Raw genomic sequence first — 22,196 nt, 5'->3', positions numbered from 1 at the left:
CGAGTCGCTGCTAGACGACCTCGGAGTACAGGTCGGTGGGGGCGTAGTGGGGGGCGCGGGAGACCGCGCTCCACGCGGCCCGGAGCGCGTGGACGCCGCGCTCGATGTCGCCCGGGCGATGGATGATCGGCACGCGGAGGAAGCGCTCGAACGCGCCGTCGAGGCCGAAGCGGGGGCCGGCCGTGATGAGGAGCCCCTCCGTGCGCGCCGCGAGCGCCAGCTGCGAGCTGACGGGAGCGCCGAGGTTCACCCAGGCGGCGAGGCCGCCGTCGACGGGCGGCACCTGCCAGGTGGGGAAGTTCTGGGCGAGCATCCGCAGCAGGGTCTCGCGACCCTCGCGCAGCTGCGCCGAGCGCCCGGCGAGCACCTGGTCGAAGTCGCGCAGCAGCTCGGCGACGATCAGCTGTTCGAGCACCGGGGTGCCGAGGTCGCCGGCGAAGCGCGCCCCCGCCAGCTTGCGGATGATCGCCGGCTCGGCACGCACCCAGCCCACCCGGAGCCCGGCCCACACGGTCTTGCCGACCGAGCCGATCAGCACGGCGGAGGCGGCGGTGCCGGCGTCGCCGTAGGCCGCGAACGGCAGGAACGACCCGGCGCGGTCGATGTCGAGCTCGGCCGTGGTCTCGTCGACGAGCACGAGCGTGCCCTGCCGGGACGCGTCGGCGAGCACCTTCGAGCGCAGCTCGGCGGGCATCGACTCGCCCGTCGGGTTGTGGAAGTCGGGCATCAGGTAGGCGAGCGTCGGGCTGGTGCGGGCGAAGGCCTGCTCGAGTCCGGCGGCGTCCCAGCCGTGCAGGCCCTCGGGCGCGGCGCCGCTGCCCCGGGCCGAGACCGTCACGGGCACGAAGCGCGCGCCGGCGGCCCGCAGCGCCTCGTAGGCGTGCGGGTAGCTCGGCAGCTCGACCACCGCGCGGTCGCCGCGGGAGAGCAGGGTGCGGGCGAGCAGCGAGATCGCGTGCTGGGCGCCGATCGTGATCATCACCTGCTCGACGGTCGTGGGAAGGCCGCGCGCCGTGTAGCGGTCGGCGACCGCCTGACGGAGGGTCATCGACCCGAACGGGTCGATGCCGGTGCCGCCGAGCTCGCGCGCGAACTCGTCCATCACGCGCAGGGTGGCGCCGTGCAGGGCCGGATGCGCGGGGGCGGTGGCCTTGGAGAAGTCGATGAAGTCACCCGACTCGTCGGTGCCCGTCACGGGCGCGCGGCCGGGCAGCCGCGTGATGCTGCCCGAGCCCCGCACGCTCGAGGTGTAGCCGGCGTCGCGCAGCTCGCGGTAGGCGCCCGACACCATCGTGCGGCTGACGCCGAGCGCCTGCGCCAGGTCGCGCTCGGCCGGCAGCCGGGTGCCCGTGGCGATGCGGCCGTCGAGCACGAGCAGGCGGATGCGGTCGAAAAGCGCCAGATAGGACGGCCCGGCCGAGGTGCCACGCCAGTCGCCGAGCAGGGAGATGAGGCCACGAGTGCCGATGCGCGGGTCAGTCATGGCGCCACTTTAGCGGGATTGGCATGGCGAGTCGAGGCCAATCGTGCGATTGGATCTACCCATGACCTTCCGCGTGCTCCGCCTTCTCGTCGGCCTGATGCTCTACGGCTTCGCTGAGGCCCTGATGATCCGGGGCGCGATCGGCATCGACCCGTGGACGGTCTTCTCGCAGGGCATCTCCCGCAGCACCGGGCTCTCGATCGGCCTGCTGACGAACCTGATCGGGATCGCGGTGCTGCTGCTGTGGATCCCGCTCCGCCAGCGGCCCGGCCTCGGCACGGTGCTCAACGTGCTGCTGCTCGGGCCGTTCATGGAGCTCGGGCTGTGGCTGCTGCCCGCCCCGGGTTCGCTGCTCCTGCAGGTGCTGTCGTTCACGGCGGGGTTGCTGCTGCTCGCGGTGGCCAGCGGCATCTACATCGGGGCGCGGTTCGGGCCGGGCCCGCGCGACGGTCTGATGACCGGGCTGCACGCGCGGCTCGGCTGGCCGATCTGGCTCGGGCGCACGCTGATCGAGGCGACGGTGCTCGGCGCCGGCTGGCTGCTCGGCGGCGACGTGGGGTTCGGCACGCTGGCGTTCGCGCTGCTGATCGGGCCGCTCTGCGGGGTGACACTGCCGCTGCTCGCGGGGCGGAAGGTCGCGCTCGCGGCCGTCAGCCCTTCGACGCCTTCGCCGCTTTCGCCTCCGCCTTCGCGGCCCGCTTCGTCTCGCGCACCAGTGTGAGCGAGTCGGCGTCGACGATGTCGGCGACCGAGCGGTGCGAGCCCTCCTCGCCGTAGGGTCCGGCGGCCTTGCGCCAGCCCTCCGGCGTCACGCCGTACTGCTTGCCGAGCAACGCCACGAAGATGCGGGCCTTCTGCGCGCCGTAGCCGGGCAGGGCCTCGAGCCGCTTCAGCAGCGCCTTCCCGTCGGGCACGTCGCTCCAGAGCGCGGCGGCGTCGCCGTTCCAGTCGTCGACGAGTGCCGCGGCGAGCGCCTGCACCCGCCCGGCCATCGATCCCGGATACCGGTGCACGGCGGGCGTCTGCCGGAACACCTCGACCAGCGCATCCGGATCATAGGAGGCGAGGTTCTTCGCGGTGAACGGCCCGTCGATGCGGTCGCGGATCTTCTTCGGCCCCTCGAAGGCGGCCTCCATGGCGATCTGCTGGTCGAGCAGCATGCCCACGAGCAGGGCGAGCGGGTCGGTCGAGAGCAGCTCGTCGGCGTCGGCGTCTCCGGTGATGTGCAGTGCGGGGCTCATGCCTCCATCATGACCGCCGGGCGCGCGAGCCGCGAGCCGCGAGCCGTCGCAGCCCGAACGCCCTAGGGTCGGAGCATGCTCTCCACCGCGGTCGCCGTGCCCGCCGGCCTGACGATCCGCCGCACGGTCGAGGCCGACTGGCGCGAGGTGCGCCGACTCCGCCTCGAGATGCTCGCCGACACCCCGCTGGCCTACCTCGAGACCCTCGCGCACGCGAATCGCCGCAGCGAGGCCGAGTGGCGCGCGAAGGCCCGTGAGGGGTCGTCGAACCGCGCGATCACCGTGGTCGCCGAGACAGCCGAGGGACGTTTCGTGGCCACGATGCTCTCGTCGGTGCCGCCCGGAGCATCCGGGGCCTACCTCTTCGGCGTGTACGTCGCCCCCTCGCACCGCGGCGCCGCCGGGGTGACGGATGCTCTGCTCACCCGCATCGAGGAGTGGGCCCTCGGGCGCGGCGACACCCTCACCCTCGAGGTGCACGAGGACAACGCCCGGGCCATCGCCGCCTACCGCAAGCGCGGCTTCGTGGAGACCGGGGTCACGCTGCCGTACCCGCTCGACCCGAGCCGCAAGGAGCTCGAGATGCGCAAGGAGCTGCGGGCATGAGCGGCGGCGTCAGCAGTGACGGCGACGGCGACGGGCGCGCCTTCGGCGAGGTGCTCGTCGGCCCCACAGCGCCGCCCGAGCTGCACGTGATGACGTACAACATCCGCCGGCCGGTCGCGCACGTGATGCCGCACAGCCCCGATCGCTGGGAGACCCGGCGGCCGCACCTCGCCGCGCTGCTCGAGGCCGAGCAGCCGAGCATCCTGGGCACGCAGGAGGCGATGCCCCAGACGGCCGGCTTCGTGCGGCACAGCCTGGGCCGGCACTACCGCTCGATCGGTCACGGGCGCTCGGCGAACGGCGGCGGCGAGGGCTGCCCCCTGTTCTACGACACGCGGCGGCTCGAGCTGCTCGACTGGTCGCAGCAGGCCCTCTCGCCGACACCCGACGTGCCGGGCTCGACGGGGTGGGGCAACCGCGTGCCGCGCATCCTCGTGGCGGGGATCTTCCGCGACCGCGCCACCTCGGCGCACTTCGTCGCCGTGAACACCCACTTCGACCACCTCTCGCGACGTTCGCGCGTGCTCGCCGCGGGTGCCGTGCGCGAGATCGTGGCGTCCTGCGGTCTGCCCGCCGTGGTCACCGGCGACCTCAACAGCGGCGAGGCCACCGCTCCCCTGCAGGAGCTGCTGCGCGACGGCGAGCTACTCGACGCCTACGCCATCGCGGCGTCGCGCCTGACGCCGGAGTGGGGCAGCTTCCCGAACTACGGCACCCCGCGCCTCGACCGCAAGCGCATCGACTGGATCGCCACCACGCCCGGCATCGAGGTCATCGAGGCCGGCATCAACCCGCACCGCTACGCCGGTGGCTTCGGCTCCGACCACCTGGCCGTGCAGGCCGTGCTCCGGATGCCCGTGCCGGCACCCGAACCGTGATCCGGAACTTCCTCCGCCCACCCCACGGCGCCGCCGAGTGGGCCGCCGACGCCGTGCGGGTGCTCGCCCTGCTCAGCGTCGTCGCCGCGTTCGTCTGGTGGGAGCCGACCGATGCCGGGGTGCTGGCGCTGGTGCTCCCGGGGGTGGTGCTGCCCCGCTTCGTGGGCGTGCATCCGCTCTTCGACATCGTCTACTCGCTCGTGCTGCTGGTGGCCGCCTGGAGCAACGTGTTCGACCTCTACACGGGCATCTGGTGGTGGGACATCGCCGTGCACTTCGTGGCGACCGGGGTCGTGGCCATGATGGCGTACCTCTTCTTCGCACGGCTCGGGATGCTCGTCGAGCCCGGTTCGCGCAGCTTCACCCTCGGCACCTCACTGGTGCTGTGCACCGCGCTGGGGCTCGCGGCGAGCGCCGTGTGGGAGATGGTGGAGTGGCTCGGCAAGACCTACGTCAGCTCGTCGATCTTCGTCGCCTACGACGACACGATCGGGGACATGGCGGTGGGCGGGCTCGGGGCGCTCGTCGCCGGGGTGCTGCTGCGGTTCCTGCCGCTCGGCCTGCGGCCACCCGGCGTGCTGATGCTCGGTTCGCCGCTTGAAACTAAACATTCATGAATGTATAGTTAGGAGCCTCACCCGGAGGTCTCCATGTCTGTCATCACGCCCGCGCGCACCTCGTCGTCGCGGCGCTGGATCCTGCTCGCCGTCGTCTCGGCCGGGCTGCTGCTCATCACCATCGACAACTCGGTGCTCTACACGGCCCTGCCGACGCTCACCCGCGAGCTCGGCGCGACCGGCACCGAGAGCCTGTGGATCGTCAACGCCTACCCGCTCGTAATGGCCGGGCTGCTGCTCGGCGCCGGCACGCTCGGCGACCGGGTCGGGCACCGGCGGCTGTTCCTGATCGGGCTCGTCGTGTTCGGGGTCGCCTCGCTGCTGGCCGCCTTCTCGCCCGCGCCTCTCGTGCTGATCGGCGCCCGCGCGCTGCTCGCCGTCGGTGCGGCCGCGATGATGCCGGCGACGCTCGCGCTGATCCGGCTCGGCTTCTCCGACGTGCGGGAGCGCAACATCGCCATCGGCATCTGGGGCAGCGTCTCGGTTGTCGGTGCCGCCGCCGGGCCGATCCTCGGCGGGCTGCTGCTGGAGTGGTTCTGGTGGGGCTCGGTGTTCCTGATCAACGTGCCGATCGTGATCGCGGCGCTCGTGGCGACCCCGTTCGTGGCGCCGCACACGCCCGGCGACCGCAGCCGGCCGTGGGACCTGGTGTCGTCCCTGCTCGCCATGGTCGGACTCGCCGGCGTCGTGGTGGCGCTGAAGGAGGTGACCAAGGCGGGGCCGTCGTGGGTCGTGGTCGGGCTCGCCCTGGTCGTCGGGGTCGCCGGGCTCGCACTGTTCGTGCGGCGGCAGCGACGGCTGCCGTACCCGCTGCTCGACCTGGCGCTGTTCCGGCGGCCGGCGCTGTCCGCGGGCGTGCTCGCGGCGGGCGTGGCGCTGTTCACCATCGCGGGCGCCGAACTCGTGACGGCACAGCGCTTCCAGGGCGTCGAGGGCTTCAGCCCGCTGAACGCGGGGCTCGTCGTGGCCTCGCTCGCCCTCGGCTCGCTGCCCAGCGCGCTCGCCGCCGGGGCGCTGCTGCACCGAGTGGGGCCGCGGCCGCTGATCGCCGGCGGGCTCGGGCTCGCGGCCGTCGGCGCCGCGATCACGCCGCCGCTGATGGCGTTCGGCTGGGGCGGGGTCGTGGCCGGGCTCGCCGTCGCGGGTATGGGGCTGGGTTTCGTGATGGCCTCGGCGTCGGCCGCGATCATCGGCAGCGCGCCCGCCCACCGCGCGGGCATGGCGTCGTCGGTCGAAGAGGTCTCGTACGAGCTCGGCGGGCTCGTGGCGATCGCGGTGCTGGGCGGGCTGATCACGTCGACGTATGCGCCGTCGGCGGTCGGCGCCGTCGCGGCCTCGGGCGCCGCGGGCGCCTCGGGCGCCTCGGGCGCCGATCCGGCGTTCACCACGGTGCTGCTCGTGATCGCGGGGGTGCTCGCGCTGAGCGCGCTCGCCACGGCGCGGCTGCTCCGCGACACCCCGGCGTCGGCGCTCTCGGGGCACTGAGCGGGCGCGGCCGGGCGGCCGGCACCGGGCGGTGACCGGAGCGCGGTGGCCGCGCATCCTGAACCCACCACCGCGGTTGGTCGCCCGGCGAGCAGCCGCGGGCCGCGCATCCTGAGCTCGTCTACCCTGGAGGGACCATGCGCCCGAACAACCGCACCGCGATCCTCGACGCCGCCGTGCGGGTCGTCACGCGGGACGGCCTGCGCGGCCTGACGCTGGAGGCCACCGCCGAGGAGGCCGGCCTCACCCGCGGCGGCATGATGTACCACTTCCGCGACCGCGGCGCCCTCGTGCACGCGCTCAACGAGCACCTCGCCCGGGAATGGGACGCCCGCCTGGAGTCAGCCGCAGGGAAGGCCGCCGACGCGTGCACCCCCGACGAACGCATCGCGGCCTACACGCTCGTGACCTCGTCGGAGGAGACGAACCCGGCGGAGCTCGCGCTCATCCTGGAGGCGTCGAAGAACCCCACCGACTCCGCCCTCTGGGACGAGGTGCAGCGCCGCTGGACGCCCACCCCCGCCGAGGCGGAGGCCGACCCCGCGGCCCTCGACCGCTTCGTGCTGCGCCTCGCGGCCGACGGCCTCTGGGCCTACGACGCTATCAGCGGCGACGAGCTGCCGCCGGCCCTGCGCCGCCGGCTCGCCGAGCGCATCGCCACCCTCCTCGCGGAGTAGTCGACCTGCTCGTCTACTGAGCATTGCTCTGGTATGATTTACTGATGAATCGTCATCATCGCGCCGCTGGAGTCGCCGTCTTTCTCGTCCTAGGGGGAGTCTTTGCACCGCTGACTGTCCCGACCGCGTCGGCAGTGAACGCCGGTGAAGCCACCATCGACCTGGGGGCGCCCTTCGCATCAGGGGGCGTCGCGGTCGATGAATCGGCACACAGGGCCTACTTCTCCGACAGGTCTGCGGGCACCGTCGCCGTCGTCGACCTGACCAGCAATGGGGTCATCGCGACGGTTCCGCACGGCCCCTCCGACATCGGAGATCGGCCCGGAGAGATCGCGGTCGATGCATCGGCCCGTCGCGCCTACGTCACCAACTCGGGCTCGAGCACGGTCTCGGTGATCGACACGAGCACGAACCGAGTGCTGGCGGTCATCCCTCACGATGCGTCGACGGGAATCGGTGACGGTCCGGTCACCGTCGCCACGAACCCGGGGGCAGCCACCGCCTATGTCGGAAACTACACGTCCGGGTCCGTCTCGGTCGTCGACACGAGCACCAATCGGGTGGTGAAGGTCATTCCGCACGACTCCGCGACAGGTATCGGAACAGGGGTCTCTGACATCGCCGTCGACTCAGAGCTCGATCGCGCGTTCGTCGTCAATCAAATGGACTCCACGGTGTCGGTGATCGACACCACGACCAACGCGGTGGTCGCCGTCATCCCCCAGGGCCCCCTCGGTATCGGTTTCCGCCCGCGTCAGATCGCCATAGACCAGGCCGCTCACCGTGCCTTCGTCACCAACACCCTCAGCAGTACCGTCTCGGTCATCGACACCTCGATGAACACGGTCGTCGCGGTGCTGAAACTCGACGTCAACGACGAACCGTACGCGGTGACCCTCGACGACGTCGGCGGACAGATCTGGGTCAGCTCGAACAACCTCGGGAGTACGCGTCAGAGGATCACGGCGATCGACACCACGACCTTGAGGACCACACGGTTCCTGGCCGATTCGGCCGAGACCCACCTGGGAGGATCGGCGCAGGCCATCGCGGTCGCCGCTGAGGCCCGACGAGCCTACGCAATCGACGGCACACAGTACGTGTCCGTTCTCGACCTGGACGTGACCGCTCCCCTCAGCCGCCGGAGCGGAACAGACCGGTTCGCCAGTGCGGCCGAGATGTCCGCGTCAGAATTCCCGAGCCGAGTCGAGGTGGCCTACATCGCTTCGGGTGAGAACTTTCCCGACGCTTTGTCGGCGACCGCCGCGGCAGGCTACCGCGGCGGTCCCGTGCTGCTGGTCGGTCACGATCACATCCCGTCACGCACCGGGGCCGAGCTGGCCCGACTGCAGCCCAAGAAGATCGTGGTGTTGGGGGGAACAGCAGCGGTGAGCCAAGACGTCGAGCGTCAACTCGGGTCGTACGCACCGATATCGCGCCTGAGCGGACAGGACAGGTTCGAGGTGTCGGCCGCGATCTCTCGCGATACGTTCGGCGCGAACGCCCCGGTCGCCTACATCGCGTCCGGCGAGAACTTCCCCGATGCACTTTCCGCGGGGGCGATCGCCGGCCGGAACAGCGGGCCGGTGCTCCTCGTGCGTCGAGACGGCATCCCGGACTCGGTCCTGGCCGAGCTGGCCCGCCTGAAGCCCAAGCGGATCGAGGTGCTCGGTGGGCAGAACGCCGTCGGGCGCAGTGTCGCCGACGCGCTGACGGCCCTCGCACCAACCAGCAGGGTCAGCGGCGCCGATCGTTTCGCGACATCGGCGGCGCTCTCCGCGGCGACGTTCACAGCGCGCGCCGGATCCGCCTACATCGCCTCCGGCACCACGTTCCCCGATGCCCTCGCCGGAGGGCCTCTCGCCGCGGCGACCGACAGCCCCGTGCTGCTCGTCCAGCACGACGCCATACCGGCCGAGATCGCTGCCGAACTCCGTCGGCTGGATCCCGCGCGGATCGTGGTGCTCGGAGGCACCAACGCGGTTTCCCAGTCGGTCTACACGCAGCTCCGCGCCATCCTGAACGAATAGCAGCGACGGCCGCGACCCGCTCCCACCTGGTAAGGCTCGGACGGATGAGCCATCGCCCCCGCCATCACCCGACGTCGGCCGCGCGGGTGGGGCCGCGCCGCGCCGGCCGGGCCACGCCGCCTCACCCGAGGTTGGCGGCGTGGGCCGTGAGGGCGTCGCGCACGAAGGCGGCGCCCGCGGGGCCGCCGTAGTTCGCCGCGAAGCGCTCGTCGGCGACGTAGAGCTCGCCGAGGCCGCGGAGGTAGTCCGGGTCGGGGTCGGCGCCCGCGCCGGGCGTCCCAGGGATGCCCGCCAGCCACGCGACGTGCCGCCGCGCCAGCTCCTGCGCCTCGGGCCCCGCCGGGTCGAGACCGGCGGCAGCCGCGGCACGCCAATCGGCGTTCAGGGCGGCGAGGCGCTCCTGCCAGGCCCCGCGCGCATCCGGGCTTATCGAGGCCCACCAGTCACGCCCCTCCTCGGCCGCCGCCGCGCCCCAGCGCTCGGCGACCTCTTCCTCGTAGCGGGTCTGGTCGAACCCGTCGAACATCGTCTCTGCCATGAGTGTTCCTCCTTCTGTGAGTGTGTCGATCGTGGTCTGCACCGAGACGATCCGCCGGTCGAGCCGGGAGCGTTCGCGGCGCAGGTGGTCGAGGTGGCGGCGGAGGGCGGCGGGAGCATCCGTCGACTCGTCGAGCAGCCGGGCGATCTCGGTCAGCCCGACGCCCAACTCGCGCAGCAGCAGCACCCGCTGCAGCCGCACCAGCGCCGCCTCGTCGTAGTAGCGGTAGCCGTTCGAGCCGATGCGGCTCGGTGCGACGAGCCCGATGCGGTCGTAGTGCCGCAGTGCCCGGCTCGTGATGCCGGCCAGGCGAGCGACCTCGGTGATCGACCGGTCCATCGGATGCTCCTCTCACGTCTCGGTTCAACCGACTGTACGAGTTGACGCAGCGTCAAGGTCAAGCGCCCGAGACGGGATCGTGATGCGAACCCTCTGCACCCCGTCTGCCGAGTGTCGGACGGAGGCGGTAACGTCGGATCATGGCCCCCTTCCGCCGCCGTCGACACGACGACGATCAGCGTGAGCCCCTGCATCCGAGCCCGGCAGCGCCCGATGCGGCGGGTGCCGTCGCCTCGCGCCGCGCCTTCCTCAAGGCCGCCGCCGTGGGTGCCGCCGGAGCAGCGGCCGCGGGCCTCGGCGGAGCGGCCATCGGCGCCGGCGTCTACGCGCAGGAGTCGAATCTCGACTTCGCGCCCGAGGCCAAGGAGCAGAAGCCCGGCTTCGAGCACCTCGTCGTGCTGATGTACGAGAACCGCTCCTTCGACAACGTGCTCGGCTGGCTCTACAAGAACGAAGAGCTCAAGGCCGGCCAGAAGTTCGAGGGCCTGCACCAGGGCCGCCGCTCGAACCCCGTGCCCGGCATCGACGAGGAGGTCGAGGCCCGCCCCTATTCGGGCTCGACCGACGAGATCATGCAGAGCCCCAACCCCGACCCGGGCGAGGAGTACCCCCACGTCAACACGCAGCTGTTCCAGCGCGTCGATCCCGACGAGAACCGCGACCTGCACGCGAACGGCCTGAGCTATCCGTTCAACGCGCCCGGCCCGAACGACGAGCCCACCATGAAGGGCTTCGTCGAGGACTACATCATCAACTACCGCGAGATCACGAAGAACAAGAAGGAGCCGGGCCGCAAGGAGTACGAGACGGCCATGGGCGGCTTCACGCCCGAGATGCTCCCGGTGTTCTCGACGCTCGCCAAGAACTTCGCCGTCTTCGACCACTGGCACAGCGCGGTGCCCTCGCAGACCTTCTGCAATCGCCTGTTCTTCCACGCCTCCACCTCGCACGGCTTCGTCACCAACAAGGGCGAGGGCGGCTACGACAAGTGGCTCGACGCGTCGAAGGCCGACGCGCCCACCATCTTCAACCGGCTTCAGGATGCGGGGCTCACCTGGCGCGTCTACTACGACGCCGCCCAGCTCGTCTCCATGACCGGGGTGCTGCACGCGCCCGTGCTCGAGCCGTACTGGAAGTCGCATTTCCGTGTGATGGAGCAGTTCTACGACGACGTCGCGAACGGCGACCTGCCCGACTACGCCTTCATCGAGCCGCGCATGATCTACAACCACAACGACATGCACCCGCCGCACGGCACCCTACGAGAGAGCGACGACGCCACCGCCGACGGCGACGTGGTCATCGATGGCGCCTTGTCGGATGCGCGGGCGGCCGATGCCCTGCTGCACGCCGTCTACTCGGCCATCCGCACGAGCGACACCCCCTCGGGGTCGAACGCGATGAACACGATGCTCTTCGTCACCTTCGACGAGCACGGCGGAACCTTCGACCACGTGCCGCCGCCCTCGGCCGTTCCGCCGTCGACCGGCGACCCGGGCGAGATGGACTTCACCTTCGACCGCCTCGGCTGCCGGGTGCCGGCCATCGCGATCTCCGCGTACACGGCGAAGAACACGATCGTGAACGAGCAGATGGATCACGGATCGGTCATCGCCACCCTCACGAAGCTGCACGGGCTGAAGCCGCTCACCCGGCGCGACGCCGCCTCGCGCGACATGTTCGACGCCGTGAACCTGAAGGAGCCGCGCCCGGCGTCGGCCTGGCCGCAGACCATGCCGCAGTACTCGCCGCCGAACCCGGAGGTGAGCTTCGACGGAACGTCAGAGGCGCAGCGCATCAAGCCCATCAGCAACCCGGCGAAGGGGCTGCTGGGGCTCCTCATCGCGAAGTTCGGCGTGAAGGGCGAGGCCGAGCCGCAGACCTACGCCGAGGCCTACGCCACGCTCATGGCCACGCAGAACGCGCAGGGCCAGCTCTTCGGCACCCTCGACGGGGTCGACGGCACCCCGCGGCCCACCGCCGCTTCCAGCCCGACGTCGACCTCCACCTCTACGCCCTGACGACCGTCCGCTCGGCTCGCGCGGACCCCCTTTCGATCGGCATCGCAGTCCGAGCTAATCGAGCATTCATCAGTGTTTTCTGACAGAATCTCAGTATGGAAACAGACGCCCAGCTCAAGGAGATCGCCGACGATCTCAGTGTTGCTCTGGGCGCAGCGATAAGCGGGATGGCGGGTCTCACCGACGAGGCACTGCTCGAGGCCATGGCCGACTTCGAGGCGATCGGGCGGCTGGCTTCGGCGGGACAGGTCCACGCCGCCGGCGAGGTCTCGGTGCGGTCACGCACCGAGCTCGGCGACGAGGGGCTCAGCCGGTCGCAGAACTTCACCAGCCCTGTCGCGCTCGTCGCGAAGGTCACCGGCGCGTCGGCGCGGGCGTGCAAAGCCCGGCTCGAACTCGGGCGGAAGCTTCGTGGTGCCGTGCTGCTGGGTGGGGGCGAGGGGCCGGCGCCGTTCCCGGCGGTCTCCCGCGTGCTCGATGAGGGCGCGCTCGGGGTCGAGGCGGCGTCGGCGATCGTGAAGCAGTGTGGGGTGCTCGCCGACCGTGGATGCTCCCCCGAGGTTCTGAGCCTCGCCGAGGAGACTCTCGTCGACCAGACCCTCTCGTGCCGACTGACCGCGGACGAGACCTTTCGAGCCGCCACTCACCTCCGCGAGGTGCTCGACCCCGATGGTGCCGAGCCGCGGGACGAAGTGCTGCAGATGCAGCGGTCGCTGACCATCGCGCAGGCACCGGATGGGATGTACCGGGGGACGTTCGCGCTCGCGCCCGAGCAGGGCGGGGTCTGGATGTCGAGCATCCAGGCGATGCAGAGCCCGCGCGTGACGGGGCCGCGGTTCGTCGATGGGGACGAATACGTGATCGCCGATGGCCGCACTCAGGCGCAGAAGAACGCCGACACCGTCACCGAACTCATCGCCCGCGCCGCTGGCGCCGACGACATGCCCCGCATCAACGGAGCCATCGCCACGGTCAACGTGCACATGACCCTCGATGACCTCGAAGCGGGCCGGGGCGTCGGGTGGATCGACGGCATCGACCAGCCCGTCCCCGCTTCCACCGTCGCTCAGCTGCGGTGCACCTCACCCGTCGCCACGACGCTCTTCGGCGACAAGGGCGAGATTCTTTACCACGGCAAGACGAAGCGCCTCTTCACTGCGGCGCAGAACCGGGCCCTTGCCGCCCGAGACGGCGGCTGCGTGTGGCCCAGCTGCGACAGGCCACCCTCGTTCTGCGAAACACATCATGCGAACGAATGGGTTTCGGACGATCATCCGCCCGGCCGCACTAATATCGACAACGGGGTTCTGCTCTGCCACTTCCACCATTCACACCTGCACAAATCGCCGTGGAAATTAACCATGCACGAGGGTGTGCCTCATCTGATTCCGCCGAGGTGGGTCGACACGGAACAGACACCGATTCCGACCACCCGTCGACGCACCATCCAGCGACCCGCCGCATAGCCAGCCACCATTTCCGAAGGCAAGCGCGAAGCGCGCGGCAGCACATCCGGCTGCCGCGCGCTGACGCGCTTGCCCTCGATGGACATGGCCGGGTTGACAAGGCCGGCGCGTCGCACGCGATTCTGCACGGTGAACTCGCCTACAGAGGCGCCCCGGGAAACGGACAGGCGGGCCGTACGGTCAGCGAGTCAGGAAGGGCTAGAGGGGACGGCGAAGCGGCTACGCGCCGACGAGACGCTCCGCGAGGTAGCCCGTGAGGCGGTCGAGCGAGATGCGCTCCTGCGCCATGGAGTCGCGCTCGCGCACGGTCACCGCGTTGTCCTCGAGCGAGTCGAAGTCCACGGTGATGCAGAACGGGGTGCCGATCTCGTCCTGGCGACGGTAGCGGCGGCCGATGGCGCCGGCGTCGTCGAAGTCGACGTTCCAGTTCTTGCGCAGATCGGCGGCGAGGGTGCGCGCGAGCGGCGACAGCGCCTCGTTCCGCGACAGCGGCAGCACGGCGGCCTTCACCGGCGACAGGCGCGGGTCGAGCTTCAGCACGGTGCGCTTGTCGACGCCGCCCTTGGTGTTGGGCGCCTCGTCCTCATGGAACGAGTCGACCAGGAACGCCATCAGCGACCGGGTCAGACCGGCGGCCGGCTCGATGACGTACGGCGTCCAGCGCTCACCGGTGGTCTGGTCGAAGTACGAGAGGTCGGTTCCCGAGGCCTTCGAGTGGGTGGTGAGGTCGAAGTCGCCGCGGTTCGCCACGCCCTCGAGCTCGCCGAACTTGCTGCCCGTGAAGCCGAACTTGTACTCGATGTCGACCGTGCGCTTGGAGTAGTGCGACAGCTTCTCCTTGGGGTGCTCGTAGAGCCGCAGGTTCTCGGGGTCGATGCCGAGGTCGGTGTACCACTGGAAGCGCTGGTCGATCCAGTACTGGTGCCATTCCTCGTCCTCACCCGGCTTGACGAAGAACTCCATCTCCATCTGCTCGAACTCGCGGGTGCGGAAGATGAAGTTGCCGGGCGTGATCTCGTTGCGGAAGCTCTTGCCGATCTGGCCGATGCCGAACGGCGGCTTCTGCCGCGAGCTGTTCAGCACCGCGTTGAAGTCGACGAAGATGCCCTGCGCGGTCTCGGGGCGGAGGTAGTGCAGGCCCGACTCGTCGTCGATGACGCCGAGGTAGGTCTTCAGCAGGCCCGAGAACTGGCGCGGCTCGGTCCACGATCCGGGCTGGCCCGTCTCGGGGTCGCGGATGTCGGCGAGGCCGTTGACCGGCGGATGCCCGTGCTTCTCCTCGTACTGCTCGATCAGGTGATCGGCGCGGTAGCGCTTGTGCGTGTGCAGCGACTCCACCAGCGGGTCGGAGAACACCTCGACGTGGCCCGAGGCCTCCCACACCTGGCGCGGCAGGATGACCGCCGAGTCGAGCCCCACGACGTTGTCGCGCGACTGCACCATGAACTTCCACCACTGGCGCTTGATGTTCTCCTTCAGCTCCACGCCGAGGGGGCCGTAGTCCCAGGCCGACCTGGTGCCGCCGTAGATCTCTCCGGTCGGGAAGACGAACCCCCGGCGCTTGGCGAGTGCGATGACGGAATCGAGACGGGATGCAGGCATGAAGGCTCCGGGATATCTCCGCGCGGCCGGCTGCTCGCGCTGGATCGCTAGCGATTCTACCGGGGAGCCGCCGGGCCGCCCGAACTCAGGACGCCTTGGAGGCCTTCTTCGCCGCGGGCTTCTTCGCGGGAGCCTTCTTCGCCGGTGCCTTCTTCGCGGCCGCGGGCTTCTCGTCGGAGTCGCCGTCCGCATCCGCTTTCTTCGACGCCGACCGCGACGACGACGACGACGCCGAACTCGACCCCCGGCTCTTGTCGACCGACCGCCGCAGCGCCTCCATCAGATCGAGCACCTCGCCCCCGTCGCTCTCGCCCGGCTCGCGCCCGAACGTCTCGTCGGTGTCGACCGAGTCGCCCTGGGCCAGCTTCGCGTCGATCAGGGTGCGCAGCTGCTCCTGGTAGTCGTCGGTGAACTTCTCGGGCTCGAAGTCGCCCGCGAACTGGTCGACCAGAGACATGGCCATGTCGAGCTCCTGCGACGACACCCGCGTCGGCTCGTCGAGAGCCGGGAACGCGGCCTCCCGCACCTCGTCGCCCCAGAGCAGCGTCTGCAGCACGAGCACGTCGCCACGCACCCGCAGTGCCGCCAGCCGCGTCTTCTGCCGCAGCGCGAAGTGCACCACTGCGGTGCGATCGGTGGTCTCGAGCGTCTTCCGCAGCAGCGCGTAGGCCTTCGGCGACTTCGAGTCGGGCTCGAGATAGTAGCTCTTGTCGAACATGATCGGGTCGATCTGCTCGCTCGGCACGAACTCGACGACCTCGATCTCGCGGCTCTTCTCCTCGGGCAGCGACGCCAGGTCGTCCTTCGTCAGGATGACCGTGCGCTCCCCGTCGTCGTAGGCCCGCGCGATGTTCTGGTACTCGATGATCTTGCCGTCGATCTCGCACCGCCGCTGGTACCGGATGCGCCCGCCATCGGCGTCGTGCACCTGGTGCAGCGCGATGTCGTGATCCTCGGTCGCGCTGTACACCTTCACCGGCACGTTGACGAGGCCGAACGTGATGGCGCCCTTCCAGATCGATCTCATACCCAATTAGACCGTGGATCGGGCCTTTCCGGCTAGAGCCGCGCAGAGCAGGATGGAGCCATGGCGGCGTCGAGCGCGAACGAGCAGACCGTGACGGTGGGCGGTCACCGCCTGCGCATCTCCAATCTCGACAAGGTGCTGTACCCCGAGACGGGCACCACGAAGGCGGATGTCCTGCGGTACTACGCCGAGATCGCGACCGTGCTCATCCCGCACTCCCGCAACCGGCCGGCCACGCGCAAGCGCTGGGTGCACGGGGTGGGCAGCGACGAGCATCCGGGTCAGGTGTTCTTCCAGAAGAACCTCGACGAGGGCACCCCCGACTGGGTGAAGCGGGTCGACGTCCAGCACTCCGACCACGTCAACACCTACCCGCTGGTGAACAATGCGGCCACACTGGCCTGGCTGGCGCAGATCGCGGCGCTCGAGATCCACGTGCCGCAGTGGCGGGTGGATGCGCACGGCCGCCGCAAGAACCCCGACCGCTTCGTGATCGACCTCGACCCGGGCGAGGGCGCCGGGCTGCCCGAGTGCGTCGAGGTGGCGAAGCTGGCGCGGACGATCCTCACGGGCATGGGGCTCGACCCGGTGCCGGTGACGAGCGGCAGCAAGGGCATCCACCTCTATGCCGCGCTCGACGGCTCGCAGACTAGCGACGAGGTCTCGGCCGTCGCGCACGAGCTGGCGCGAGCACTGGAGGCCGATCATCCGGAGCTCGTGGTCAGCGACATGAAGAAGTCGCTCCGCACCGGCAAGGTGCTCGTCGACTGGAGCCAGAACAACGGCAACAAGACGACGATCTGCCCGTACTCGCTGCGCGGGCGGTCGCGGCCGACGGTCGCCGTGCCGCGCACCTGGCGCGAGCTCGCGTCGAAGAACCTCAGGCACCTCGAGCTCGACGAGGTGCTCGCCCGCATGAAGAAGCGTGACGACCCGCTCGCCGAGAGCGCCGATGCCCCTGGCGCGGTTGAGGCGCCGGCGGGTGAATGGCATTCGAACAGAGGGGCCGATGATCAGGCGGATGCGCATCCCGCCGCCTCTTCCGGCACCGACCGCCTCACCACCTACCGTGCCAAGCGCGACCAGGCGAAGACCCCCGAGCCCGTCCCGGCCGCTGCCCCGGTCTCGACCGACGGCCGCAGCTTCGTCGTGCAGGAGCACCACGCGAGACGCCTGCACTGGGACTTCCGGCTCGAGCACGACGGCGTCCTCGTCTCCTGGGCGCTGCCGAAGGGCGTGCCCGACGACCCGGGCCAGAACCATCTCGCCGTGCAGACCGAGGACCACCCGCTCGAGTACGGCACCTTCGAGGGAAGTATTCCCGCCGGAGAATACGGCGCCGGAACTGTCACGATCTGGGACCTCGGGACGTACGAGCTCGAGAAGTGGCGCGACGGCAAAGAGATCATCGTCACGCTGCACGGTCAGCCGTCGGGCGGGCTGGGTGACCCGCGGAAGGTGGTGCTGATCCACACCGGGCGCGGGGACTCGGGGAAGCACAACTGGCTGATTCACCGGATGCTCCCGAAGGACGACGACTCGGCGGAGACGGGCTCGCCACGGAAGGCGCCGACGCGAGCATCCGCCACCCCCTCTCGCGCGTCGGCCGCGAGCAAGACCATCAAGCCGATGCTCGCCACCCTGGCGACCCCTGCCGACGTGGAAGAGGACGAGGACGCCTACGCGTTCGAGATGAAGTGGGACGGCATCCGCGCCATCGCTCGCGTCGACCGCGGAACCGTCACGCTGCACACCCGGAACGGCAACGACGTCACCCCCGCCTACCCCGAGCTGACCGACGCCCTCGCCGCCCTTTTCCCCGACCGCTCGCTAGTGCTCGACGGCGAGATCGTCGCCCTCGACAAGGCCGGCCGCCCGAGCTTCGGCCGCCTGCAGCAGCGCATGGGCCTGACCAAGCCCCGTGACGTCGCGGCGGCCCGCACCCAGGTCGCGGTCGACCTGATGGTCTTCGACCTGCTCGAGCTCGACGGCTCCTCCCTCGTGAAGGAGACGTACGACGAACGGCGACGGATGCTCGCCGACACCCTGCCCGCCGACGAGGGCCCCCTCCACCTCCCGCCCGCGTTCGACGGCGACCTCCAGCACGCGCTCGACGCGAGCCGCACCCTCGGCCTCGAGGGCGTGATGGCCAAACGGCGCGACAGCACCTACTCGACCACCCGCTCGCGCGCCTGGCTGAAGCTCAAGCATCACCTCGCGCAAGAGGTCGTGATCGGCGGCTGGCGACCCGGCCAGGGCCGCCGCGCCGCGCAGATCGGCTCGCTGCTCATGGGGGTTCCCGATGCCGACGGCACCCTGCGCTACGTCGGCCGCGTGGGCACCGGCTTCTCCGACCGCGACCTCACCGCGATCGCCGAACGCCTCGCCCGCCTCAGCCGGAAGACCTCCCCCTTCGCCGACGTGCCCGCAGCGGATGCGCGGGACGCCGTCTGGGTCACGCCTTCGCTCGTCGGCGAGGTCTCCTTCGCCGAGTGGACGTCGACCGACCGCCTGCGCCAGCCGTCCTGGCGCGGCTTCCGCCCCGACAAGTCCCCGGCAGAGGTGACCCGCGAGGGCTGACTGCACGTTCGTGCGGATCCCTGGCCAGCGCCCAGGCGGAGTGATAGCTTCACGACAGATTCAAGGCCAGACAATCGAGGAGGATCTCATGACCGAGAAGCACGACAAGCACGAGGCACGCGGCGAGCGCGACGGCGAGTACACCGACACCGACAAGGAGAACGTCATCGAGCCCGAGCCGGAGTCGGGCGAGTACACCGACAGCGTCATCCCCGGCGACGAGTAGACGCACCTCTCAGACCCGCCGAAAAAGACGGAGAACGAGGGGCGGGAATATCCCGCCCCTCCCCCGACTTGACAGTGGGTTGCCCGCGAGTAGTGTTCTCACTCGTGGTCAATGAAACCCGCTCGGCGAAACGCTGGCTGATCGGAGATCCGCTCCCGAGCGACAAGCTCGACGGCCAGCTCCTGCCCAAGCGGCTCGCCCTACCCATTTTCGCGAGTGACCCGCTCTCCTCCGTGGCGTATGCGCCGCAGGAGCTGCTGATGATCCTGCTCATCGGCGGCCTCTCCTTCCTCACCCTGGCCCCCTGGGTTGCGGCGGCGGTCATCCTGCTGCTCGTGGTCGTGGTGGCCTCCTACCGCCAGCTCGTGAAGGCCTACCCGAGCGGCGGCGGCGACTACGAGGTCGCCCACAAGAACCTCGGCGAGAAGGCCGGCCTCGTGGTCGCCTCCGCCCTGCTCGTCGACTACGTGCTCACGGTCGCCGTGTCGGTCGCGTCGGGCGTCGACAACATCATCAGCGCCATCCCGCAGCTGAACCCCTTCCGGGTCGAGCTCGCGGTCGGCTTCGTCATCCTGCTGATGGCGGTGAACCTCCGCGGGGTGCGCGAGTCGAGCAAGGCCTTCGCCATCCCGACCTACATCTTCGTGGGCAGCGTCGCCCTGATGATCGTCACCGGCCTCATCCGCACGGCCGCCGGCGACGCCCCCGTCTCCGAGTCCGCCGGCTTCGATGTGAAGGCCGAGCAGCTCACGCAGGCGGCGATGGTGCTCCTGCTGCTCCGCGCCTTCTCGAGCGGATGCTCGGCCCTCACCGGTGTCGAGGCGATCTCCAACGGCGTGCCGGCCTTCCGCACGCCCAAGATCAAGAACGCGCAGCGCACGCTGGTGCTGATGGGCTCGATCGCCATCTGCCTGTTCGCCGGCCTCACCGCCCTCGCGCTGATCTCGAACGTGCACTACGCCGAGAACGCCTGCCACCTGATCGGCTTCGCTGACTGCGCCACGACTCCGCAGCGAAGCCTCATGGCGCAGGTCGCCGCCGCCACCTTCGGCAACAACTCGATCCTGTTCTTCATCATCCAGGCGGCCACCGCCGCCGTGCTGCTGCTCGCGGCCAACACGGCGTTCAACGGCTTCCCGCTGCTCGGCTCGGTGCTCGCGAAGGACGCCTACGCCCCCAAGGCCATGCTGACCCGCGGCGACCGGCTCGTCTTCTCCAACGGCATGATCCTGCTGGCGCTGGCCGCGACCGCCATTCTCGTGGTCTACCAGGCCAGCCTCACGCAGCTCATCCAGCTCTACATCATCGGCGTCTTCGTCTCCTTCACGCTCGGCCAGACGGGCATGGTGAAGCACTGGCTGACGATGCTGAAGAACGGATGCGCGGACCGCGGCGCCGTCTACCGCTCCCTCGCGATCAACGCCGTCGGCGCCGTGTTCACCGCGGTGGTGCTGATCGTCGTCACGATCACCAAGTTCACCCACGGCGCCTGGCTCGTGTTCGCGATCATGCCGATCCTGTTCATCCTGATGATGGGCGTGAACCGCTACTACCGCGACGTGAACAAGGAGGTGGAGGTCGACCCGACCACCACCTTCGGCTCCTCGGGCGACCACGCGATCGTTCTGGTCGGCCGCATGCAGAAGCCGGTGCTGAAAGCCCTCGACTACGCGATCGCCGCCCGCCACGACTCGATCGAGGCGGTGCACCTCTCGATCGACGAGGAGCAGACCTCGCAGCTCGAGGAGGACTGGCAGAACATGAACATCGAGGTGCCGCTCAACATCATCGAGTCGCCCTACCGCGACGTCGCCGTGCCGCTGGCGAAGTACATCATGAAGCACCGCGCCGAGCACGGCTCCGAGGTCGTCACCGTCTACACGCCGATCTACATCGTGGGCCACTGGTGGGAGTCGATGCTGCACAACCACAAGGCCCGCCGCATCCGCAAGAAGCTGATGCTCGTGCACGGCGTGACGATCGCCCTCGTGCCGTGGCTGCTCGACTCCTCCGAGCTGCTCTACGGCCGCCGTTCGCGCCCGCTGCCCGGCCAGGAGCGCCGCGGCGAGCCCGTGCGCCCGGTTCCCCGCCGTCCCCACGCCGGTGAGCCGACGGCCCACAAGCGGATGCGCGGCTGAGCTTCGGCTGGACGGCACCCGTCGCTCGCCCGGATGGGTGATCCCTGCGTGCTAAACTCACACTCGATTTCGTAGATTATTCGTCTCATCCGGTGGCAGTGCCCCCGGCCCGATTCGTGAGGGGGTCTCGCATGGGGCGTGGCCGTCAGAAAGCCAAGCACACGAAGGTCGCTCGCGAGCTGAAGTACTTCAGCCCCGACACGAACTATTCGGCGCTGGAACGCGAACTCACGGGCAAAGCCGGTGAGCCCGACTACTCCAAGTGGGTCGAGGAGGACGACGACTCCGACGACGCGTTCGAGCCGGCCGCCTTCGAGCCGACGCCGTTCGAGCCGACCGACGAGCAGAAGCGCGCCTAGACCGCTGCAGACGTGACAGAAGGCCCGACGCGAGTCGGGCCTTCTGTGTTGTTGCGGCCGGTTGTGAACGGGCCGAGCAGCTACGCCCGAGGTCCCTCGTCGCGCACCTGCACGAACTCCACGTCGTCGCCGGGCTCCGGAGCGTCGTGCTCCTCGTACTCCGCCGCGACGGTGCGCGCCCGCCTCGAGCTGCCCCGGTCGAGCAGGATGGCCACCAGCGCCCCGAGCGCCACGAACACGGCCGCGAGGAAGATGGCGAGGAAGCCGAACACCTGCAGCTGCGTGAACTGCTCCGACTCGGGGAACGCGAACGTGAGGATGAGCGCCACGACCACGCCGAGCACGAGCCCCACCAGCATGAAGCGGTAGTACCGCGGTGCGCGCCGCACCTTCACCGAGGACTCGGCGGGTCGGGCGGATGCGGTGCTGTCGTCGGGCTGCTGACTCACCCCTCCATTGTCCCCCACCCGGCTGGACGCGGGGCGCGAAACAGCAGATCTGAGAACGGTCAGCGCACCGGCACGTGCGCCGACAGGTCGGCCCGCTGCCCCGAGGCGTGGATGCGCGCGGCCGCGAGCCCGTCGGCCCACGCGAGCGTTCCGGTGGCGAGCTGCAGCCAGGTACGAGCATCCATCTCGACCACGTTCGGCGGGGTGCCCCGGGTGTGGCCCGGCCCCTCGATGCACTGCACCGCACCGAACGGCGGCACGCGCACCTCGACCGAGTTGCCCGGTGCCTCGTCGGCGAGCCGCTGCAGCAGCCAGCGAACAGCGGATGCGCGGATGTCTCTGCTCGCCGCCTCGAAGTCGCCCGTGGCCGCCGTGACGGCCGCCGACCCCACCTCGTCCGGAATGCGTGCCTTGCCCATGCCTCCACGCTAGCC

At 70.0% G+C, this 22,196-nt stretch carries 20 protein-coding genes; 13 read left to right on the top strand and 7 right to left on the bottom strand.

The features are described 5' to 3' along the window. Positions 1-10: 10 nt before the first annotated feature. Positions 11-1,483 carry a PLP-dependent aminotransferase family protein gene (locus HQQ85_RS10885; protein WP_173182506.1) on the bottom strand — a complete coding sequence of 491 codons (1,473 nt, stop codon included), beginning with the start codon at positions 1,481-1,483 and terminating at the stop codon, positions 11-13. A gap of 61 nt (positions 1,484-1,544) precedes the next feature. On the opposite strand from HQQ85_RS10885, the gene HQQ85_RS10880 reads away from it, so the two are divergent. Further along, the gene (locus HQQ85_RS10880; RefSeq protein WP_173182505.1) at positions 1,545-2,204 is read left to right on the top strand and encodes a YitT family protein; all 660 of its coding nucleotides are present in this window, start codon (positions 1,545-1,547) and stop codon (positions 2,202-2,204) included. Here HQQ85_RS10880 and HQQ85_RS10875 read toward each other — a convergent pair. Next, the gene (locus tag HQQ85_RS10875) at positions 2,134-2,724 is read right to left on the bottom strand and encodes an HhH-GPD-type base excision DNA repair protein (protein ID WP_173182504.1); all 591 of its coding nucleotides are present in this window, start codon (positions 2,722-2,724) and stop codon (positions 2,134-2,136) included. The two genes, HQQ85_RS10880 and HQQ85_RS10875, sit on opposite strands and share 71 nt — an antisense overlap. Before the next feature lie 75 nt (positions 2,725-2,799). Here HQQ85_RS10875 and HQQ85_RS10870 point away from each other — a divergent pair, with 75 nt between their 5' ends. The 6 genes from HQQ85_RS10870 (at position 2,800) to HQQ85_RS10845 (ending at position 9,017) form a co-directional block, all read left to right on the top strand. Further along, positions 2,800-3,330, top strand: coding sequence for an N-acetyltransferase (locus tag HQQ85_RS10870; protein ID WP_173182503.1), 531 nt, complete (start codon positions 2,800-2,802; stop codon positions 3,328-3,330). Then, complete coding sequence (locus tag HQQ85_RS10865) at positions 3,327-4,208, top strand: endonuclease/exonuclease/phosphatase family protein (protein WP_173182502.1); 882 nt, start codon at positions 3,327-3,329, stop codon at positions 4,206-4,208. The genes HQQ85_RS10870 and HQQ85_RS10865 overlap by 4 nt, the downstream gene beginning before the upstream one ends. Then, positions 4,205-4,825 (top strand): hypothetical protein, encoded by a 621-nt coding sequence (locus HQQ85_RS10860; protein WP_254069311.1) that lies wholly within the window; start codon positions 4,205-4,207, stop codon positions 4,823-4,825. The genes HQQ85_RS10865 and HQQ85_RS10860 overlap by 4 nt, the downstream gene beginning before the upstream one ends. A 33-nt stretch (positions 4,826-4,858) precedes the next feature. Then, on the top strand, positions 4,859-6,310 hold the full coding sequence (locus HQQ85_RS10855; RefSeq protein ID WP_173182501.1) for an MFS transporter: 1,452 nt from the start codon (positions 4,859-4,861) through the stop codon (positions 6,308-6,310). Positions 6,311-6,447: 137 nt separating this feature from the next. After that, positions 6,448-6,987: a TetR/AcrR family transcriptional regulator gene (locus tag HQQ85_RS10850; protein WP_173182500.1), complete on the top strand. Its 540-nt coding sequence runs from the start codon at positions 6,448-6,450 to the stop codon at positions 6,985-6,987. Positions 6,988-7,010: 23 nt separating this feature from the next. Beyond that, positions 7,011-9,017 (top strand): cell wall-binding repeat-containing protein, encoded by a 2,007-nt coding sequence (locus HQQ85_RS10845; RefSeq protein WP_173182499.1) that lies wholly within the window; start codon positions 7,011-7,013, stop codon positions 9,015-9,017. A 121-nt stretch (positions 9,018-9,138) separates the two neighbouring features. Here the strand turns inward: HQQ85_RS10845 and HQQ85_RS10840 are convergent, their stop codons facing one another. Beyond that, a complete protein-coding gene (locus HQQ85_RS10840; protein ID WP_173182498.1) occupies positions 9,139-9,894 on the bottom strand; it encodes a TipAS antibiotic-recognition domain-containing protein in 756 nt (251 codons plus the stop codon). A 140-nt stretch (positions 9,895-10,034) separates the two neighbouring features. Here HQQ85_RS10840 and HQQ85_RS10835 point away from each other — a divergent pair, with 140 nt between their 5' ends. Both HQQ85_RS10835 and HQQ85_RS10830 read left to right on the top strand, forming a co-directional pair. Then, positions 10,035-11,915, top strand: a complete 1,881-nt coding sequence (locus HQQ85_RS10835) for an alkaline phosphatase family protein (RefSeq protein WP_173182497.1) — start codon at positions 10,035-10,037, stop codon at positions 11,913-11,915. A gap of 95 nt (positions 11,916-12,010) precedes the next feature. Beyond that, positions 12,011-13,381: an HNH endonuclease signature motif containing protein gene (locus HQQ85_RS10830; protein WP_173182496.1), complete on the top strand. Its 1,371-nt coding sequence runs from the start codon at positions 12,011-12,013 to the stop codon at positions 13,379-13,381. 219 nt (positions 13,382-13,600) lie between these two features. Here the strand turns inward: HQQ85_RS10830 and HQQ85_RS10825 are convergent, their stop codons facing one another. Together HQQ85_RS10825 and HQQ85_RS10820 are read right to left on the bottom strand one after the other, a co-directional pair. Further along, complete coding sequence (locus HQQ85_RS10825) at positions 13,601-14,983, bottom strand: glycine--tRNA ligase (RefSeq protein ID WP_173182495.1); 1,383 nt, start codon at positions 14,981-14,983, stop codon at positions 13,601-13,603. An 85-nt stretch (positions 14,984-15,068) separates the two neighbouring features. Next, a complete protein-coding gene (locus tag HQQ85_RS10820) occupies positions 15,069-16,010 on the bottom strand; it encodes a Ku protein (RefSeq protein ID WP_173182494.1) in 942 nt (313 codons plus the stop codon). A gap of 60 nt (positions 16,011-16,070) precedes the next feature. On the opposite strand from HQQ85_RS10820, the gene HQQ85_RS10815 reads away from it, so the two are divergent. The 4 genes from HQQ85_RS10815 (at position 16,071) to HQQ85_RS10800 (ending at position 21,313) form a co-directional block, all read left to right on the top strand. Beyond that, positions 16,071-18,590 (top strand): ATP-dependent DNA ligase, encoded by a 2,520-nt coding sequence (locus HQQ85_RS10815; RefSeq protein ID WP_173182493.1) that lies wholly within the window; start codon positions 16,071-16,073, stop codon positions 18,588-18,590. Positions 18,591-18,678: 88 nt separating this feature from the next. Further along, positions 18,679-18,816: a hypothetical protein gene (locus tag HQQ85_RS10810; protein ID WP_173182492.1), complete on the top strand. Its 138-nt coding sequence runs from the start codon at positions 18,679-18,681 to the stop codon at positions 18,814-18,816. Positions 18,817-18,920: 104 nt separating this feature from the next. Then, complete coding sequence (locus HQQ85_RS10805) at positions 18,921-20,954, top strand: APC family permease (protein ID WP_371741849.1); 2,034 nt, start codon at positions 18,921-18,923, stop codon at positions 20,952-20,954. Positions 20,955-21,085: 131 nt separating this feature from the next. Beyond that, positions 21,086-21,313 carry a DUF3073 domain-containing protein gene (locus HQQ85_RS10800; RefSeq protein WP_173182491.1) on the top strand — a complete coding sequence of 76 codons (228 nt, stop codon included), beginning with the start codon at positions 21,086-21,088 and terminating at the stop codon, positions 21,311-21,313. 80 nt (positions 21,314-21,393) lie between these two features. On the opposite strand, the gene HQQ85_RS10795 is transcribed toward HQQ85_RS10800, so the two are convergent. Continuing rightward, positions 21,394-21,762, bottom strand: coding sequence for a hypothetical protein (locus HQQ85_RS10795; protein WP_216851622.1), 369 nt, complete (start codon positions 21,760-21,762; stop codon positions 21,394-21,396). A 59-nt stretch (positions 21,763-21,821) separates the two neighbouring features. After that, on the bottom strand, positions 21,822-22,181 hold the full coding sequence (locus tag HQQ85_RS10790; protein ID WP_173182490.1) for a sterol carrier family protein: 360 nt from the start codon (positions 22,179-22,181) through the stop codon (positions 21,822-21,824). Between the last annotated feature and the right edge of the window lie 15 nt (positions 22,182-22,196).

The sequence above is a fragment of the Herbiconiux sp. VKM Ac-2851 genome (assembly GCF_013205105.1).
Lineage (GTDB): Bacteria > Actinomycetota > Actinomycetes > Actinomycetales > Microbacteriaceae > Herbiconiux > Herbiconiux flava.
This window is presented reverse-complemented; position numbering and strand designations above follow the sequence as displayed.